The sequence below is a fragment of the Chryseobacterium ureilyticum genome (genome assembly GCF_900156735.1).
In the GTDB taxonomy this organism is placed as follows: Bacteria; Bacteroidota; Bacteroidia; order Flavobacteriales; family Weeksellaceae; genus Chryseobacterium; species Chryseobacterium ureilyticum.
This window is the reverse complement of the sequence record NZ_FTOL01000001.1, coordinates 275,001-294,691: the sequence shown is the minus strand read 5'-3', so window position 1 is coordinate 294,691 and position 19,691 is coordinate 275,001. Positions and strand designations below refer to the sequence as shown.

The 19,691-nt window shown below is 38.4% G+C and carries 8 protein-coding genes; 7 read left to right on the top strand and 1 reads right to left on the bottom strand.

The features are described from left to right. Window positions 1–382: 382 nt before the first annotated feature. Complete coding sequence (locus tag BW983_RS01250) at window positions 383–1,093, bottom strand: hypothetical protein (protein WP_139329200.1); 711 nt, start codon at window positions 1,091–1,093, stop codon at window positions 383–385. 237 nt (window positions 1,094–1,330) lie between these two features. Here BW983_RS01250 and BW983_RS01245 point away from each other — a divergent pair, with 237 nt between their 5' ends. The 7 genes from BW983_RS01245 (at window position 1,331) to BW983_RS01215 (ending at window position 19,690) form a co-directional block, all read left to right on the top strand. Beyond that, the gene (locus BW983_RS01245) at window positions 1,331–2,659 is read left to right on the top strand and encodes a glycosyltransferase family protein (RefSeq protein WP_076549287.1); all 1,329 of its coding nucleotides are present in this window, start codon (window positions 1,331–1,333) and stop codon (window positions 2,657–2,659) included. Window positions 2,660–2,826: 167 nt separating this feature from the next. Further along, the gene (gene glsA / locus BW983_RS01240; protein WP_076549285.1) at window positions 2,827–3,840 is read left to right on the top strand and encodes a glutaminase A; all 1,014 of its coding nucleotides are present in this window, start codon (window positions 2,827–2,829) and stop codon (window positions 3,838–3,840) included. Window positions 3,841–4,909: 1,069 nt separating this feature from the next. Then, a complete protein-coding gene (locus BW983_RS01235; protein ID WP_076549283.1) occupies window positions 4,910–11,950 on the top strand; it encodes a type I polyketide synthase in 7,041 nt (2,346 codons plus the stop codon). Window positions 11,951–11,969: 19 nt separating this feature from the next. Then, complete coding sequence (locus BW983_RS01230) at window positions 11,970–16,235, top strand: type I polyketide synthase (RefSeq protein ID WP_076549280.1); 4,266 nt, start codon at window positions 11,970–11,972, stop codon at window positions 16,233–16,235. After that, window positions 16,223–16,522, top strand: coding sequence for an acyl carrier protein (locus BW983_RS01225; protein ID WP_002977699.1), 300 nt, complete (start codon window positions 16,223–16,225; stop codon window positions 16,520–16,522). Before BW983_RS01230 ends, BW983_RS01225 begins: the two co-directional genes overlap by 13 nt. Beyond that, on the top strand, window positions 16,513–17,295 hold the full coding sequence (locus tag BW983_RS01220; protein ID WP_065392807.1) for an alpha/beta fold hydrolase: 783 nt from the start codon (window positions 16,513–16,515) through the stop codon (window positions 17,293–17,295). Before BW983_RS01225 ends, BW983_RS01220 begins: the two co-directional genes overlap by 10 nt. Further along, window positions 17,288–19,690 carry a glycosyltransferase gene (locus BW983_RS01215; RefSeq protein ID WP_076549278.1) on the top strand — a complete coding sequence of 801 codons (2,403 nt, stop codon included), beginning with the start codon at window positions 17,288–17,290 and terminating at the stop codon, window positions 19,688–19,690. Before BW983_RS01220 ends, BW983_RS01215 begins: the two co-directional genes overlap by 8 nt. Window position 19,691 lies beyond the last annotated feature (1 nt).

Sequence of the window (19,691 nt, the reverse complement as noted above, 5' to 3'; positions counted from 1 at the left end):
TTAATTTTCATTTGGAAATTAACAAAAATAATAACACAAAAATCATTTATAAGTGAAAAATATAAACAAAATACAACTTATATATCAACAATATAGCAAAAATCATAGTTATATGTTATTTCACACACTTTATAATTATCTTTGGATAACTAATTTATTTTCATCCTAAGAGAAATAATGTGAATTTTATTCACTTTTTACAATCAAATCAAAGTAAAAAATTCACAAAATATCACCATAAAATACAATAATTACGTAAATACCAAAAAAAATATTATAAAAATAAACATGAAAATTTCTAATAACAGATGGTATTAAAACAAAAAAAAATCATTCCCATTCCTGAAAACGATTTTTATAATAACCTTATAATTATTTTATACTATTCATTATCGAGATACACAAAATCACCAGTATTCAACTTCCCAAAAACTTCATTCTTAAAAACAGGATTGATGATAAACAAGTAGCTTTTAAGATGCGGATTCTTTTTACCTTCAGCAATCTTTGTCTTTGCAGGATCAATTTCAATTTTTAAAGTACTTTCTTCATTATCACGAACAGTTACAAATCTGATGATTTTGTCTTTCTTTGTCCACTCAAAAATAACCAGCCCATCTTTCCAGCTTCCGTTCAGCTTTTTCGGAGTTCCGTATTTAGTATTTAATAACTTTAAAAGCTTATTGTTATCTACCGATGATATTTCGTCCGCTACAGCTCCGATAATCTTTATTTTACCATCCATTGTAGTAGCAACATTTATTTTCTGAAAAGAATATTCCTGAAAATCAGCCAATGAATATCTTAAACTCCAATTGATCTGACGGTATTCAAAGCCAATAGGTTTTCTGCTGTCGGAAAAGACAAACGTGGTATCTTTTTGAAACATAACCGTTTCCGAATCATTCGTTTTTATTTCAAATGCATTATCATAGGTGTTAGCCTTATTCTTTTCAGGAAATAAAGTGGAAACATTGGTATTAAAGTCAAAATTTTCCAGATTTAAAGAAGCTTCACCAATAGGCTGAACCTGCTTCTGTCCTTTGCAGGAAACCATCATTGTAAAAACAGAAAATAATAGTATTTTTTTCATTATATCTTTATAATTTAATAAGTAGTTGAAGTTGCATTTATCGATAATAAAGGTAATATTACAAAAAAGTTTCAACCTGTTTTTATTTAAATATTAATCCAATATTCAAAACTTTCAAGTTTTCGGAAGAGAATAAAATATTGCATTTGATTTTCTTCCAATACAGATAATTATAAACAAACTCTATATTATATTAGTAAAAAGAGCTTATTTTGCGAAAAAAAAACATTGGCTGCCATGAAAAAACATTTTAAGGAAATAATGATCGTTTTCATTGTAATTCTATCACGATTACCTTTTATTTTCAATAGCCTTGGCTCTGATCTGGATGGCTGGAGAGAAGTATATACCGGAAAACTATTGCATGAAGAACATATTTATCAGGTGTCCCGCTTTCCAGGATATCCGTTTCCTGAATTTGCGTATTCATTAATATATGAAGCTCCGTATTGGTGTATCAATTTATTGTCAGTTCTTTTCACAGCTGGTTGTAGTTTGTTTCTTTTTAAAATACTGGATTTCCTGAAAGCAAAATTCTCATGGTTAATCTCCATAGTATTCTCTTTTGTACCAGTCATTTACCTGAACAGCACAATAGCAATGGAATACAATTGGTCTTTGTTTTTTTTACTGGGCGCCATTTATTGCATTATAAAGAAAAACCTCTGGATTTCCGCTCTTTTTTTCGGATTCATGGTAAGTACAAGATTTAATAATATTATTTTTCTGCCTGCCCTACTTTTCCTTACCTACTTTTATATGGGAAAAAACATTAAAAAGACTCTCTTATACTCATTTTTATCCATTCTTTTTACTTGTATCTTATTCTCACCTGTCATTATAAAATACGGACCTCATTTTCTGCAAAATTCAGGAGATTCAGAATTCAATTTAGCAAGTATTCTGAGCTTAGCCACATTATATGTATATGGACCCATAGGAATTCTTACCATTGGACTAGGTTTAATGACACAAATTTTCACAAGAGGCTTTCAAAGAATAAAAGAACTTCCTAAAGATCACTTCATGATATTCTGTGTTATCATGATTATTTCTAACCTTATTTTCTTTGTAAAATATCCGTTAGAACCCGGCTATCTCATTCCGTCAGTTCCATTTGTTCTGATCCTTTTGCAATATATAATGAAGGAACAGATTATGAAATTTGTTTTATGCGCTCTGCTTCTATCCCCGTTTTTTATTCATATCACGGCTGAAAAAATTCGTTTTAAAGGCATTGTATTAATGAATGAAGATTATGAAGATCAGGGGTTACAACATTGCAACAATCTGGTGCAGGAAATCAAAAAGCTATCTAAAGATCAACAAACTATCTTTCATGTAGGCAACCTATCTGAACAAATTATGCTGGTAGGAAAATTTGATAAAAACACTCATATAGAAATCATTAAAAATCTCTCTAAAAAACAGGAAGAAGCTATTATTAATAAAAAAACGAAACTCTATTATATCAATACAATAGACGGTAAAATTGAAAACGAGAAAAATCATATACTAGATCAGTACGGAATATTGTTTTACAAAGATTTTGAATTAAACAGATAAGATTGGCATTAGACTGAAATTCCTACTATAAAATAAAGAAATCCAATCCTTCCATCTTTGATAACCTTCTCACCAGAATTTGCATCAAAGATTGCATAAAAAATGAAATACCTTATCTTTGTTTTTTCGAGACTTAACATTAAAACTTTTATTCGAAAATATTCTACATGAAAAAAAATAGCTTTTTATTTTCTGCAAAAGGAATTCTTATAGCCGGGTTTTTATCCCTGAACACAGTAATGCATGCTCAAAAAACAGCAGATATTTCAACCATTTCGGAAAAAACCTTAAGCAGTATCCTGGAAAAAAACAGAACCTATTCTTCTCAAGGTAAAGTAGCAGATTACATTCCTGAACTTGGAAAAATGGACGCAAAAGCAATTGCTTTTTCAGTGGTAGATAAGAACGGTAAAGTATTTAATACAGGTGATGTCAGCAAGAAATTCACCATGCAGAGTATCTCCAAAATTATCGCTTTGATGGTTGCCGTCAATGAAAAAGGTGAAGCCAATGTTTTCGATAAAATGGGATACTTCGGTTCTGACAGACCTTTCAATCATTTTTCCAATCTTGAAACAACAGGAAAACCGCTTAATCCTATGATGAACGCGGGAGCTATCCTTACCACTTCTCTGATTTCAGGAGATGGCGAAAAACCATTCCTAAAAGTTCTGGACATGGTTCGCTATATCACTAAAAATCCTACAATTGATTACAGTAAATCTGTATATGAATCTGAAAAATTTACAGGACACCGTAACCGTGGAATGTTTTATATTATGAAAAACAGTGGATTGATCTCTGGAAATGAAGATCAGTTGGACAATTACTTCAAGCAATGCTCCATTGAACTAACAGCTGAGGATTTAGCCAAAATCGGTTATTTCTTTGCTAACCAATGTGTTCGTTTTGATGGAGATTCTACTTATAAAAATGCAGAAATAGCAAAACTGATAGAATCTCAAATGCTGACCGCAGGAATGTATGAATTCAGTGGAGAATACTCAAGAACAGTAGGACTACCAAGTAAATCCGGTGTAGGTGGTGGAATTACTGTAAGTGTTCCTGGTAAAATAGGTATTGGAGTATTCAGCCCCGCTTTAGATCAGCACGGAAACTCATTAGCTGGTTATCATATGATTTTGGATCTGGTAAAGCAGTACAACTTAAGTATTTTCTAGTCTTAAGTTCTCAAATACAAACATTATTAAAAACAGACGATGGGTCGTTTTGACCTTCTCTGTAATCACACTATAAGAAAGGTAGCTCTATTTTTGAGTTACCTTTTTTATTTGCCAATAAATGCAGTTATAAAATAATTTACACACTGTTTACAATATATTTATCTGACTTAAAAAAATGATTATAAGCAAATCGGAATATATCTAACAATAATACAGCAAGATTAATTAAAGCAAAAATCCTTAGTTTTTCTTTAAAATAACAGAAGTATTTACTTGCTTAGTGATACAAAAACAGACCTATTAACACAATAGACTAAATCCATTAATATTAAAATTATCATTTTCTTAATCAAACCAATTAAATAAGTCACAAATCGCATATCTTTTTTTTTCTTCTATACTATTACAATTCAATTTAATGCGACATAATTCAGAATTTTTTATATTTTTCATAACTTCAATTTTTGTAGATTTCATCGCCTTCTCCGAATGTTATTATTATGTAATATATAAAAAAACAAATCTCTACTTTTTGAAATATTTTATTTTTTATTCCTATCTTTGCTTGACGTTCCTTTAATTATAATTATTTATATTTTGTGATTACTGCGACTGTACCGGCTTGTTTATAAGAATAAGTAATAAAACCATGTATTTTAATAGCATTTGAACAATTAATATTTTTGTATTAAAAAATCATTACTAAATTGTATTTATGGTTGAAAATATATTATAATTTTATTATTTTTATTCACTCATAATTGATAATTACCCTTTATTCCTATAGGATTAAAGATAATTAATGAGATCAATATATTATTTTCAATACTATAGATGAAATGAAAAACTTGACCAATGTAAGGCTAACGCCTTTTAAAAAGCCGAAAATCAACCTTCCCCACAATCACTTCTGGGTTGACAGTTTATTATTGAAAAATAATCATCAAAAAGACTTTACTTTTAAAGATATAACAAGAACCAATTTTATTTGTTCATAGTAAACATCGCTCTATATATTAAAGAGTTTGATGTTTGTTGTGCAACTTTTTACTAACATATCAACGCCATGAAAAACTTAACTATTATCGGACTAACGCCTTTCGAAAGGCCGGATGTCAATCTTATGCCTAAGATGCATCAGGCGGGTATATTTCCTGTTCTGAGCTTAGGGTATGAATTGGCAACTGCCGAGGAAGCCATAAGTCGACTTGACCAATTAGATATACCTTCTTACGGTATTCACATTTCCAACGAACATTTTTTGGCTATTCAATTTCCCGAGAATGTGAAATTTGTAATTCTGCCATTCGGTGCATCAATCAACCCAAGCCCTTCTCTGGATATTATCTATCAGATCACCAGCTTAGAAGAAGCAAGACAGGCTGAACAATCAGGAGCTAAAGGAATTATTATCAAAGGAAATGAAGCCGGAGGAAAAATCGGATACGAGTCTACTTTTGTACTGTTTCAACGCATTATCAAAGAAATCAAGAACATCCCTGTATGGGTGCAAGGAGGAATAGGACTTCACACCGCAGCGGCTGTAAAAGCATTAGGAGCAGCAGGAGTTATTTTGGATAGCCAACTTGCTTTATTCCCTGAAAGTTCCGTTCCACAGGAAATTAAGGATCTATCCTCAAAGCTGAATGGAACAGAGACTAAGATTATTGCCAATCACAGAGTGTTGGTAAGACCTAATTCACCTTCATTACCAGATGATGTAACGGCAGAAGTTCTTCAGCAGTATTTTACAGATCTTGATGTAAGCAAAAGCTACATCCCAATGGGGCAAGACATCTCATTAGCTGTAGATTTATATGAAGAGTTCAGAACCCTGAAAAAAATGGCTTTCGGACTTAAAGAAGCCATGCATGGTCACCTGAAACAAGCAAAAGCACTTCAGGTTATTGATCAGAATAATCCTTTAGCACAAGAACTTGGACTTACTTACCCAATTGCACAGGGACCAATGACCCGTGTAAGTGATGTTCCCGGATTTGCCAATGCAGTAGCAGAAGCAGGAGCTTTACCTTTTGTTGCTTTATCATTGCTTACGGGTAAATCAGCGAAGTCTCTGGTAATGGAAACCAAAGAACTGGCAGGTAACAAAACATGGGGGGTAGGAATTTTAGGATTTGCTCCTCAAGAATTAAGAGATGAACAGACTTCTTATATATTAGAAGCAAAACCTCCTGTAGTTTTAATCGCAGGCGGAAGACCGGCACAGGCTAAAGTATTTGAAAAAGCAGGAATAAAGACATTTTTACATGTTCCGTCTCCTGCCCTATTGGATATTTTCCTTAAAGAAGGAGCAAAAAGCTTCATTTTCGAAGGTCGTGAGTGTGGTGGACACGTTGGTCCATTATCAAGCATGGTTCTTTGGGAAAAACAAATTGAAAGAATATTAAAAGAAGACCATCCAGAAAATATCAGTGTTTTTTTCGCGGGTGGAATCCATAATGATTTCTCAACTGCATTCGTTTCCATCATGGCTGCTCCATTAGCTGCCAGAGGGGTAAAAGTGGGTGTTTTGATGGGAACCGCATATCTGTACACTCAGGAAGCCGTACAAACCGGAGCTATTCAGGAGGAATTCCAGGTACAGGCTATGCAGGCTAAAGATACAGTCTTATTAGAAACAGCTCCAGGACACGAAACCCGTTGTTTAAATACAGCATTTGCTAACCACTTCAATACCGAGAAAGCCAAACTTATGGCAGCCGGAACAGATAAAAAAGAAGTTTGGGAAAAGCTAGAAAAGCTTAATGTAGGTCGTTTAAGAATTGCCGCAAAAGGAATCGAACGTCAGGGAGATCAGTTGGTCAACATTCCTAAAGACGATCAGCTGGATCTTGGAATGTACATGATCGGACAGATCGCCACGATGCAAAACAAAGTGCTTACTCTTGAAGAACTTCACCAAAACGTTAGTATTGGGAATTACGAATACATTCAAGAAGCAGAATTGTCAGAGCTACCTACATCCAGCGAAAAACCATTGGATATCGCAATTGTTGGAATGGAATGTATTTTCCCAGGTGCTAAAAACCTGGATGAATTCTGGAGAAACATCATCCTAGGAAAAGACAGCGTGACTGAAGTTCCGGACGAAAGATGGAACAAAGAACTTTATTATAAGCCGGATTCTGACGAAGCAGATGTGTCTCATTCAAAATGGGGTGGTTTCATTCCAAAAATTGATTTTGATCCATTGGCATTCGGTATTCCGCCACAATCATTAGCAGCTATTGAACCTACACAATTGCTTACGCTATTGGTTGCAAAACGTGCCATGGAAGATGCAGGATATGGCGAAAAACATATCAATAGAGAAAACATCTCTGTAATTATCGGAGCTGAAGGCGGGAACGACCTTGCCAACAGCTATAGTTTCAGAGGATATTATAAACAAGTTTTCGGAGAACTTCACGAAGAAGTAAAAGAAGCCTTCCCACACACGACAGAGGATTCTTTCCCTGGTATTTTGGCTAACGTGATCGCAGGTAGGATTACGAACCGTCTAGATTTAGGGGGAAGAAATTTCACAGTAGATGCAGCATGTGCTTCGTCTTTAGCTGCCTTAGACTTAGCTTGTCAGGAACTTGTATTAGGAAAATCTGATATGGTTCTTGCCGGAGGTGCAGATTTACATAACGGAATCAATGATTACCTGATGTTCTCCAGCACCCATGCCCTTTCCAGAAAAGGAAGATGTGCTACATTCGACAGTGAAGCAGACGGAATTGCCCTTGGGGAAGGAATCGCTATCCTTGTTCTGAAAAGATATGAAGATGCGATCAACGATGGCGACCGTATCTACTCTGTAATTAAAGGTGTTGGCGGATCTAGTGACGGTAAAGCCCTTGGATTGACTGCTCCTAGAAAAGTAGGTCAGGTAAGAGCATTAGAACGCGCTTATACTCAGGCAGGAATCAGTGCTGCCGCTGTAGGATTGGTAGAAGCTCACGGTACCGGAACTGTTGTTGGTGACAAAACAGAATTAAGTGCCTTGACAAACTTATTCAGCCGTTCAGGAGCACTACCGGGACAAACGCATTTAGGTTCTGTGAAGACCCAAATCGGACATACCAAGTGTGCCGCAGGATTAGCAGGTTTAATCAAAGCTTCTCTTGCCGTTTACCATGGTGTGAAACCTCCCACCCTTCACCTTAAGAATCCGAACGCTTATTATAATGCACAAACAAGCCCATTCTCTTTCCATGCTGAAACCGGGTTATGGACAGAGAAAAACCGTTATGCAGGAATCAGTGCTTTTGGATTTGGAGGAACAAACTTCCACACTGTAATTGCTAATCATCCGAAAAAAGATGACTCAATTGCAATGCAGTCTTGGCCTTCAGAATTATTTGTATTCCGTGGGGATACTTATGAAGAAGCCAAAGAACAATCAAGCCAGATCAAAACATTATTGGAAATCAACGATGAAGTTCCATTAAAAGATATTGCTTACAGCTTAAGTATTGTTTCAGAGAAACCAATTCAATTCAGTATCGTAGCTGATACCGCTGTAGATCTGATGATGAAAATTGAATTAGTATTACTAGGAATAGAGACTAAAGATACTTTCACTGTCAGTAAAAAAGAAGGTAAAGTAGCCTTTACATTCCCTGGACAAGGAAGTCAGAGAATCAATATGGCTCGTGATCTATTCGTAGTCTTCCCGGCTATGCGTCAGATTATCGACAACTATCCTGAACTTGAAAAAGTGGTTTTCCCTTCTACAACATTCAATGAAGCAGATTTAAAGCAACAGAAAGAAACCATTAAAGATACCCGTCTGGCACAACCACTTTTAGGAATTGTTGATCTTGCATTGGCTAAATTCTTAGAATCACTGGGAATTATCCCTGATATGCTGGCAGGTCACAGCTATGGTGAATTACCAGCTTTATGTTTCTCAGGCGTATTTACAGAAGATCAATTGGTTGATTTAAGTATCCAGAGAGCTCAATCTATTCTAAACTCAGTAGAAGGAGGTGATCCGGGTTCTATGTTAGCTGCAAGTGCTACTCACGAACGTTTACAACCGATCATTGCTAAGGTGCCAGGATGTTATCCGGTTAACTTCAACGCACCTACTCAATGTGTTATCGCTGGAAGTACGGAAGCTATCAATAAATTACTGGAAGTTCTTAAACAGGAAGGCATTTCTGCTAAAAAACTAGAAGTGGCATGTGCATTCCATAGCCCATTATTGGCAAAATCTAAAGGTTTATATGCTGATGTATTAAAAGACGTTCCTTTCCAGGAAATGCAGATCCCTGTATGGTCTAATACCACAGCAGAAGTATATCCTGCAAATCCGTCAGACATCAAAGAAAGACTGACTGAGCATTTGGTACAGCCTGTAAGATTCGTAGAACAGATGCAGGCGATGTATAACGACGGAGCTAGAATCTTCATCGAGGTAGGACCAGGAAAAGTTCTTACAGGATTGGCGAAATCATGTCTTGAAAAAGACCAGTTGACTTTATATGTTGAAGACAGCAGCCGCAATAAATTCACCCATTTACTGTGCATGTTAGCCCAGTATTTAGGAACAGGCCGCAGCTTCAATATTGAAAAACTTTTTGATGGCCGTTTCGTTCAGCTCGTTGACATTAATCAGCCTGAATTGTACAAGAAAAGCCCTGCCATCTGGCGTGTTAACGGACAAGCTGCACATCCGACAACAGGTTCATTGCCTGCTAATGGTGCACTCCCTATCATAAATCCTATTCCTATGAACAATTTTACCAATCATAATACGCAAGCTCCTGCACCGGAAAGCCTATCTACGGCAGAACGTATGCTGCAGGAATATTTGAACAGCATGAAACTAATGATACAGGCACAACGTGATGTGATGCTTTCCTTTATGGGACAGAATCCTCAGGTAAACCCTATGCCTGTTTACAATACTCCAATGCCAGCTCCTGCCCCTGAACGTACTATTCCGGTACAAGCAGTTCAGCAGGAAAGAACTGTGGCTGTGGCTGCTACTGCCGTTGCTGTAAAAGCAGCTCCAACAAGAGATATCAAAGCATTATTACTACAAGTTGTAAGCGACAAAACAGGATATCCGCAAGAAATGCTGGGGATGGAAATGGACCTTGAAGCTGATTTAAGTATCGACTCTATCAAAAGAGTAGAAATCATCGGAACACTTCGCAGCGAGCTAGGAACATTAGCCAACGGAAACACCAATGAAGATATGGTGATGGAACAATTGGCAGCCATCAAAACGTTAAGCGGATTAGTTTCATGGCTTACTGAATTCTCAGGAGCTGAAGCTACAACTGCTCCTGAAAAAAACGGAACAGCAGCTGAAGTGGTTTCAACGCCACAGGCTAAATCTACATTATCAGTAGAAGACCTTCAAAACGGTATTTTAAATATCGTAAGTGAGAAAACAGGGTATCCGAAAGAAATGCTAGGATTAGACTTAGATTTAGAAGCAGACCTTAGTATTGATTCCATCAAACGTATGGAGATCATTGCAGATCTTAAAAACAAGATCGGTTTCGGAGAAAATCTTGAGCAGGCTGATGATGTAATGGAAAAACTAGCAGCCATCAAAACCCTTCGCGGATTGGCAAGCTGGATCAGTGAAATGAGCGGTGACACTACTGAAACAAAAAACGAAGCAAAGGAAGAAGTAACTTCTGAACCGACTAACAATGTATTATCACGTCTTCGTTTTGACATCACACCTACAGATGCTTCTTCAGTACAAAATACAGATGTTCTGCAGGGAAAACGTTTCGCCATCACTCAGGATGACAGTAAACAAACTTCAGCGATCAAAACTGAATTGGAAAAACATGGAGCTATCGTAGAATTGGTAGAGGCAGACAAAGATCTTTCACATGTTGACGGATTAATCATGCTAGACCTGTTCTCAGCAACAGATAAACCAAGCATCATTGATCACGTAGATTTGATTAAAAAACTGGATTTCGACAAAGCAAAATGGGTGTATTTAATTTCAGACATCGCTGCTCATATTCAGGAAGTAACTGATGTAAGCGTTCTACGTCATCACCAAGGTTATCCGGGACTTCTCAAAAGTTTGGCAAGAGAATTCGATCATACTACTTGTAGATTCATCAGTTTAAGTACTCCTCAGGAAGTAGATCAGATCGCTGATATTACTTTAAAGGAAATCTTAACCAACGATAAACCTGCTGAAGTTATTTATAAAAACGAAACAAGACATAAGGTAGACATTATCCCTTCCCCATTGTCTACAAGTTTAAATGAAGCTCACATTCAGTTAGACCAGAAATCAGTAGTATTGGTACTTGGTGGTGCACAGGGAATCACTGCAGAATTGGTGAAACACATGTCTCAGGCTTATCCATGTACTTATATTTTAGTAGGAAGATCAGCAGATCCAAGAAATGAAGATTCTGCGAAAGAATTGGAAGCCATGAAGACTAAAGAGGAAATCAGAGCTTACCTGATTAAATCCGGAAAATTCACTTCACCTGCTGAAATTGAAAAAGAGACCACAAAAATTTACAAAAACAATCAGATACTACGCACCATCCGTGATATGGAAGCGCTTGGAAATACGATTATCTATCAATCTTTAGATCTTTGTGACGAAGAAGGATTAAGCAATTTAATCAGCAGTATTTATGAAAAATACGGCCGTTTAGATGGAGTGATTCACGGAGCAGGTCTTTTAGAAGATAAATTATTCAAACAAAAGACAACCTCTTCTTTCGGACGTGTATTTGATACCAAAGTAAAACCCCTTCGTGTATTGGCTGAACAACTTCGTACAGACTGCCAGTTCGTTGTTTTATTCTCAAGTATCGCATCCGTATATGGTAACAAAGGCCAGACAGATTATGCTGCTGCCAACAGTGTACTGGATGATTACGCTAACGCTTTGAATAAAAGATTAAAAGGAAAAGTAATCTCCATCAACTGGGGACCTTGGAAGGGAGCAGGAATGGTTTCTTCCACCCTTGAATCTGAATACGAACGCAGAGGAATTTCCATGATCCCATTGGATAAAGGAAAAGAAATATTCCTTAACGAAATAAAATACGGAACTGAAAGCCAAGTGCTTATCATGTCAGGAAATAATTGGTAACCCTCTGTATACACTAAGCATGAAAAAAACAGATGTTGCTGTAGTTGGACTATCCTGCGTCTTTCCCGGGGCGCAGGATGCCCAAACTTTTTGGCAGAATATTGTCAATAAAGTAGACTCTACCCAATCCGCTCCGGCAGATAGGATAGATCCGGTGCATTTTAGCGATGCCACCAACCCTGTCGATCGTTTCTATTGCAAACGAGGCGGGTTTATTCCTGATTATGAGTTCAATCCTACCACTTTTGGGATTTTACCCCTTGCGGTGGAAGGAACAGAACCCGATCATTTACTGACCCTTGACTTAGTTCAGAAAGCTTTAGAAGATGCAGGTGTATTTCAAAAGAAAACATCTCTTGAAAAAGCAGGAATTATCATCGGGAAAGGAAATTATACCGGGCCGGGAGCTACCCGTGCCATTGAAATTGTAAGAACCGGAGAACAGATTTCCTCTTTATTGCAGGAACTTCTGCCTCAGGTATCTTCCGCTGATATTGAAAAAGTAAAGCATGCTTTTCAGGAACGCAAAGGACGTTTCGCTGCCGATACTGCCATGGGATTAATTCCTAATCTGGTAGCTTCATTGGTAGCCAACCGTTTTGATCTTGGAGGTGTTGCTTTTACAGTGGATGCCGCTTGTGCCAGTGCTTTAATTGCTGTAGATCATGCCGTACAGGAACTTCAGAGAGGACGTTCCGATATGATGATCGCCGGAGGAGTTCACACCGGACAAAACGCTGCTTTCTGGAGTATTTTTGCTCAATTGGGAGCTATGTCCCGTCAGGAACAGATCAAACCGTTCAGTATGGATGCTGATGGATTACTGATTGGGGAAGGTTGTGGTTTCGTCGTGTTAAAACGACTGGAAGACGCTGTTCGTGATCAGGATAAAATCTATGCAGTGATTAAAGGCGTGGGAGTAAGCAGTGACGGTAACGGAACCAGCGTAATGAGCCCATCCGTAAAAGGTCAGTTGAAAGCTTTAGAACAAGCTTGGATCAATGCTGATCTGGATAAAAATAAAGTGGGTTACCTTGAGGCCCATGGTACCGGTACTCCGCTTGGAGATAAAACAGAACTTCAGACCTTAGCACAGTTCTTTGGAAAAGAAGAAGCTGCTCCGGTAGCAGGAATCGGTTCTGTAAAATCCAATATCGGACATGCCATGCCGGCTGCCGGAATCGCAGGATTGATTAAAACCTGTCTAGCTTTACATCATGACACTTTACCACCAACATTGTACTGTGAGAATCCTACTGCAGACATGCAGAATACAAGATTCGAGCCTGTACAGGAAGCTAAAAACTGGTCAAAAACCGGACTTCCAAAAGTAGCAGCGGTAAACGCTTTCGGTTTTGGAGGAATCAATGCACACGTTGTTCTTGAAGGCTATGATATGCCGAAAAAAGACAAAGTATTGCTATTGGCAAGACCGACTCATGCAGAATTGGTTTCTGCATTACAAAATAACGATACGACTTTAGGAGAAGGAGATTTCAGAGTAGCCATATTTGATCCGACTCCTGCAAGAGTAGAAAAAGCGATTAAAATTGTTTCTAAAAACCTGATCTGGAAAAATAAACAGGACATTTGGTACACTTCTACCCCGTTATTAAAGGACGGCGGTAAAGTAGCCTTTGTATTTCCTGGTTTAGATGGTCTGGCAAAAGGTGAAGTAGATAGCGTTAGCCGTTATTTCGGATTAACAGCTCCTATAGAAACTGAAGGTGAAGGTCTTTTAACCGATGCTTTAAACATTTTCAACAACTGTAGTATCCTTGATAATTCATTGAAAAAATTGGGAATCATCCCAGACATGAATGCAGGACACAGTTTAGGAGAATGGCTGGCAGGATATTCATCAGAGTTAGCAGAAGCCAATTCTGTAAAAGCTTTAATCGATGTATTGAATCCAGAAACTTTTGAATTAAAAGATTCTAAATTCATTGCCATCGGAGCCGGAATTGATGTTGTACAGCCTTTTATTTCAGAAATTTCAGACCTGTATATTTCTAATGACAACTGCCCTAATCAGGTGATTCTTTGTGGTAGCAATGCCGCATTGGATGAATTGGTTCCATTATTAAAATCAAAACAGATCTTCCATCAGGTACTGCCTTTCCAATCTGGATTCCACTCTCCATTTATCGCTGATAAACTGGATGTAATCCTTGCCGGAATGGAAAAAGCACAGTTCCAGAAAACGAAGATTCCGTTATGGTCTGCAACGACTTTAGAACCTTATCCTGCAGATCAGGCAGCGATCAGAAAACTGAGTGCCGAGCATTTGGTAGAGCCTGTTCGTTTCCGTGAGCTGACAGATAAACTATACGAAGAAGGAGCCAGAGTATTCATTCAGGTGGGTACTGGCGGACTGATCGGATTTATTGATGATACCTTGAAAGGAAAATCATTCAGCACTATTCCTTCCAGTGTTCCTACCCGTTCTGCATTGGCACAGCTACAACGTGTTGTCGCTTCGTTATTTGTAGAAGGAAAAACCACTGCTCTTGACTTTTTAGAGCTTCAACAGCAATCAAAAAAAGCATCAGGAAAAGGCATTAAACTGGAATTAGGATCACCTATTATCCGAAATTTCAAGGAAGTAAAAACCTTAGCTCAAGCCTTTGAAACACCAAAACAATACACTGCCTCAGCTTCAGCCATGACTGCCAAAAGTGGTCATCCGTTGGTACAGGCATTCCAGGACAATGTTAACGATATGATCCGTATGCAGGAAGAAGTTCTTACTCTATTCCAAAACCGTCCGGAGATTACCATTCCACGTCCTGCTCAGGTTGCTCCTGTAGCACAATATGCTGCTCCACAAGCACCGAAAAGTAAAACTTTCACAAAAGATCTGTATGTAACGCTGGAAAGTCATCCATACCTGATCGATCACAGCTTATTGAGACAGCCTAAAGGATGGGCTCATGTAGCGGATATGGAACCGGTCATCCCGATGACCATGATCTTTGAACAGTTAGCAGAAATTGCAGAAGCGGAAATCCCGGGAACACAGGTTCATAAAATCATGAATGTAAGTGTATTCCAATGGATGAACGTAGCGCAGCCTTTTGAGAAAACCGTGAAAGGACAATGGCGTGATGAAAATCATGCGTATCTGGATATTGAGAACTTCGCCAATGCAGAAGTCACCTTAAAATCAGGACCTGTTCCTACTCCAACCTTCAATCTTTCCATTGGTGATCTTTTACCGATTGAAAGAACCCCTGAAGAAATCTACGACATGCACATGTTCCATGGTGACAAATACCAGGGAATTACTGAAGTTTCAGCGGTTGGAACTAAAGGAATTATAGGAAAGATCAAAGGAAATGGCGGAAAAGGTTCTCTATTGGATAATGCCGGACAGTTATTCGGACTTTGGCTGCAGCTTACTTTAGTGAAAGACCGTATCGCCTTCCCGGTGAAGATCAGAGATATTGAATTCTTCGGAGACATGCACGATCAGGAAGGTATTTTTGAATGCACCTGTATGCAGACTGGGCTTAACGATGAATTTGCCATCGCCAATATTATCCTGAAAAGAGACGGAAAAGTATGGTGTGCCATCACAGGCTGGCAGAACAGAAGACTGGAAATTGATGCCGCACTATGGAATGTTTCTATGTCGCCATTGCACAACCGACTTTCTGAAGAGATTGCTCCGGAAGTATTTTTCTTCCACCAGGCCTATACCAGAGTCGCTTCATGGGATTTTATCCTGAAAAGATATTTCAACCAAACGGAAAAACAACATCATCTGCAATTATTACCCAACAAGAAGAAAAACTGGATGGTAAGCCGTGTTGCCGTGAAAGATGCCGTGAGAAACCTTCTTCGTCAGGAAAAAAATCATGCCTGCTTCCCGATTACCTTTGAAATCCGTTCCGATGAAGTGGGGAAACCTTACCTCATCAGTGATTTTACAGAGGACATTCATATTTCACTCGCTCACAAAGGAAAAGAAGCTGTGGGAATTGCAAGATATGGCAAATCTGTAGGAATCGATATGGAACTCATGGAAGAACGCAGCGAAGGATTCTATGATTTGGTATTTACAGACAACGAATTAGCCTTATTAAAAGGAAAAGATCAGGCAGAATGGACCACCCGTTTCTGGGTAGCCAAAGAAGCCTACGGAAAATTCTTAGGAACCGGATTGAAAGGAAATCCAAAAGCCTTCGAAGTAGAACAAATAAAAGACGATCACTTGTGGATCAACACTATTGAAATCAAAACTATTAAACATAAAAATTATATTATCGGATGGACACTGTAAACGCAACATTAAAAATGAACCACGAAGAACTTTTTACATTATTAAAAGGTTTTATTACTGAAGTGATAGGTGCTGAATTTGTAGAGGAGATGGACATTACTCCGGAAAGTTCATTCACCAAAGATCTTGAAATGGACAGCATCGAGATTGTCTCTTTCTCTGAAAAGATCAAGGCGCATTTTGGCGATCAGATCGACTTTACAGGTTGGTTATCTTCTATGGATCTTGACCAGCTTATTAATCTTGACCTTAGTATGATCATCAATTATATCTACGAATGCCAATAATCACTGTCAATAACAGACAAGTTCATATACAGGAACTCAATAAAGGAGCCGAACAAACCGTGGTCTTAATCCACGGTATGTTCAGTAACCTGTCCATTTATTATTTTAATATTGCCCCTATTCTGGCAAAACATTTCCATGTGGTGATGTACGATCTGAAAAGTCACGGTATGAGTGAACGTTTTTTGGATGGGTACGACCTTGAAAACATGTCATCCGATCTGATTGGTTTAATAGATCACCTTCAACTGGAAAAAGTACATCTTGTAGGCTATAGCTTCGGCGGTCTTATTGCTTTAAAAACAGCATTGAAATACCCTGAACGCGTTAATCAACTGGTGGTGATGGAAGCTCCGGATCCTCAGGACGAAAAAGCCCGTAACATCATTGATGAATACAGCAAGGAATTCCTTGAGCATTATGTAGCCAATTTTACAGATACTACCAAAGTGCAGATGGGCAAAAGACAAATGGAAAAGAACCATCGTATGTATGAGTTTCTGTTTAATCAAACCAGCATCAAAGCAGATATGATTAAGGAAAAACATTTCCTTGGCGAAGCCGATTTCAATGGATTGACAGCTTCTACTTTATTGCTTTACGGTGCTGATTCCAACTGCAGACCTACAGGAGAATGGCTGCAGGCTCAAATCGGTTCATCCGAACTTGAATTAATCTCCGGCGATCACAATATTCCGATTCAGGAACCTCAGCTTATTGCAGAGACGATCGCTCAGTTTTTATCTAATATTTTAACGAAGAACCATGGCTAAATTTGCATTTATAGTTCCACCCTTGACAGGACATGTCAATCCTACCCTAAGCATCGGTGCTACTCTGTTGGAAAGAGGGCACGAAGTAGCATGGATCAGCCTTGACCCTACGTTAGAGGCTAAACTTCCGGAGGGCGGAAAATTATTACTGATCCAATACGATCAGACCGACGCAGAAAAGAAAGAAAGCGAACAGTATCTCGATATTATTTCCAAAAAAGTAGTCTACGGAATCGACAGCGTGAAGTTCCTTTACGAAGAAGTTCTTATTCCGTTGAACAGACATTGCTATAATGGACTTGTTGCTTTATTAAAAACATACCAACCCGATTTAATCATCGGTGATCATCAGTTATTTGCAGCTCCGGTAGCTGCCAAAGCATTAGGAATTCCTTGTGCAACTTCCGTTACCGCTCCGGCTGCCATTAAAATCATGAATGAACTACCTAAAGTTCACGAATGGGAAGTCAATCAGATCATTGATCTGCAGAAAGAATTAGGTTTTCATGAAGAGCGTTCTCTGGCCACTTCAGATCTTTTGGCCCTTGTTTTAACTTCAAATTATTTCTTTGGGGAAATGGAAGATCTGGAACCTCAATACAAATTCACAGGACCCGTTCTTACAGAGCGTCGTATCTCTTGTGAGTTTGATTGGGACAGATTGAAAAATGCCACCAACAAAAAGATTTTAGTAAGCATCGGAACCACTTTCGATCACGATCATAAAAAAGCATTCTTCCAAAAGGTTGTGGATGCTTTTAAAGAGGAAGATTTAACCGTTGTTGTAGTTTCTGATCCACAACTTTTCGAGCAATGGCCGGATAATTTTATGGTCTATCAGCAGGTTCCTCAATTGGATCTGTTACCTCATCTAGATGGTGTGGTTTGCCATGGCGGTCACAATACCGTTTCTGAAACCTTATCCAACGGGATTCCTTTGGTAGTCATTCCTATTGCCTATGACCAGTCGCATGTTGCAGGACGTGTGGTCCGTACGGAAGCAGGTGAGAGACTTAATTTCAACAGATTTAAAGCCAATCATTTGAGAGAGGCAGTACAGCAAATATTACATAACCCGGGCTATCGTGAGGCAGCTCAAAAAGTAGGACAATCTTTTATGGAAGCAGGAGGAGCATCTACAGCCGCTAATTTATTGGAAGAAGCGATCACAAAGACTTCAAAACCAGAAAAACCGTCTAAATTTTTATTCGTTGTTCCGCCGTTTTTCGGACATGTAAGCCCTACATTAAGTGTGGGAGCCAGTCTGATTGCCCGTGGCCATGAAGTAAAATGGTTCGGAATTACGCTTTTAGACAGCAAACATATTCCGGAAGGAGGTTCTTACTTCTACCCTGAAGAAGATCTTATCCCGTATCAGGAAGAAATTGCCCGTATTTTAAAAAGACAGGATGACGGACCAGCTTGTTCAGGTCCTGAAGTGATGAAATTAGCACTAGAAGAAACGTATGTTCCTTTCGCTAAAATGATGATGCCAGGATTAACTCGATTAACAGAAAGCTGGATGCCTGATGTGATCGTGAATGACTGTATCACTTTTGGAGGTGCACTTTTCGCTCACAAACATAATATTCCTTGCGTAACGACTACCCCTGTTCCACCGGACGTGATGGGAGATACTGAAAAAAGTGCCCCTAAAATCTGGGAATGGCAGCAAAACCTCATCAAAGACCTACAAAAAGAAGTAGGCATTCATGAGGAAGGTATTTACATCCATTCGCATAAACTGAATATGGTATTTACGTCACAAGCCTTTGCCGGTTTTGATACGGTACCATCGCATATGAAATTTGTAGGTCCTGTAAAAGGTCGTCCGAACGATGCTCCTTTTGACTGGGATAAATTAAATGCTTCTACCACTCCAAAGATCTTTGTATCACTGGGAACTTTATTGGTAGACATCAGAAAAGCTTTCTTTGAAAAGATTATTGCTGCATTTAAAGATCAGCCGGTAACCGTGATTGCCGCTACTCCACCGGAAATTTTTGAAGAATGGCCGGAGAATTTTATTGTAAACAGCTTCGTGCCCCAATCTGCAGTGATGCAAAGAATGGATATGGTCATTTGCCACGGAGGTTTCAATACAGTAAATGATACTTTCCGTAATGGGTTACCGATGTTGATCACGCCTATTGCTTATGACCATTTCCATATTGCGAAATTAATTGAGCAGGCAGGCTGCGGAATCAGCATCCGATACAAGAGACTGCGTGTAGAGGCTCTTCGTGAAACCGTTTTTGAATTACTGGAAAATCCTAAATACAGAGCTGCAGCCCAGGAAGTACGAAATACATTCAATCTTGCCGGAGGTAATGATAAAGCAGTAGAATTATTGGAAAACTTTGTACAGGAACATTCCACATTAGCGTCTGTATAGC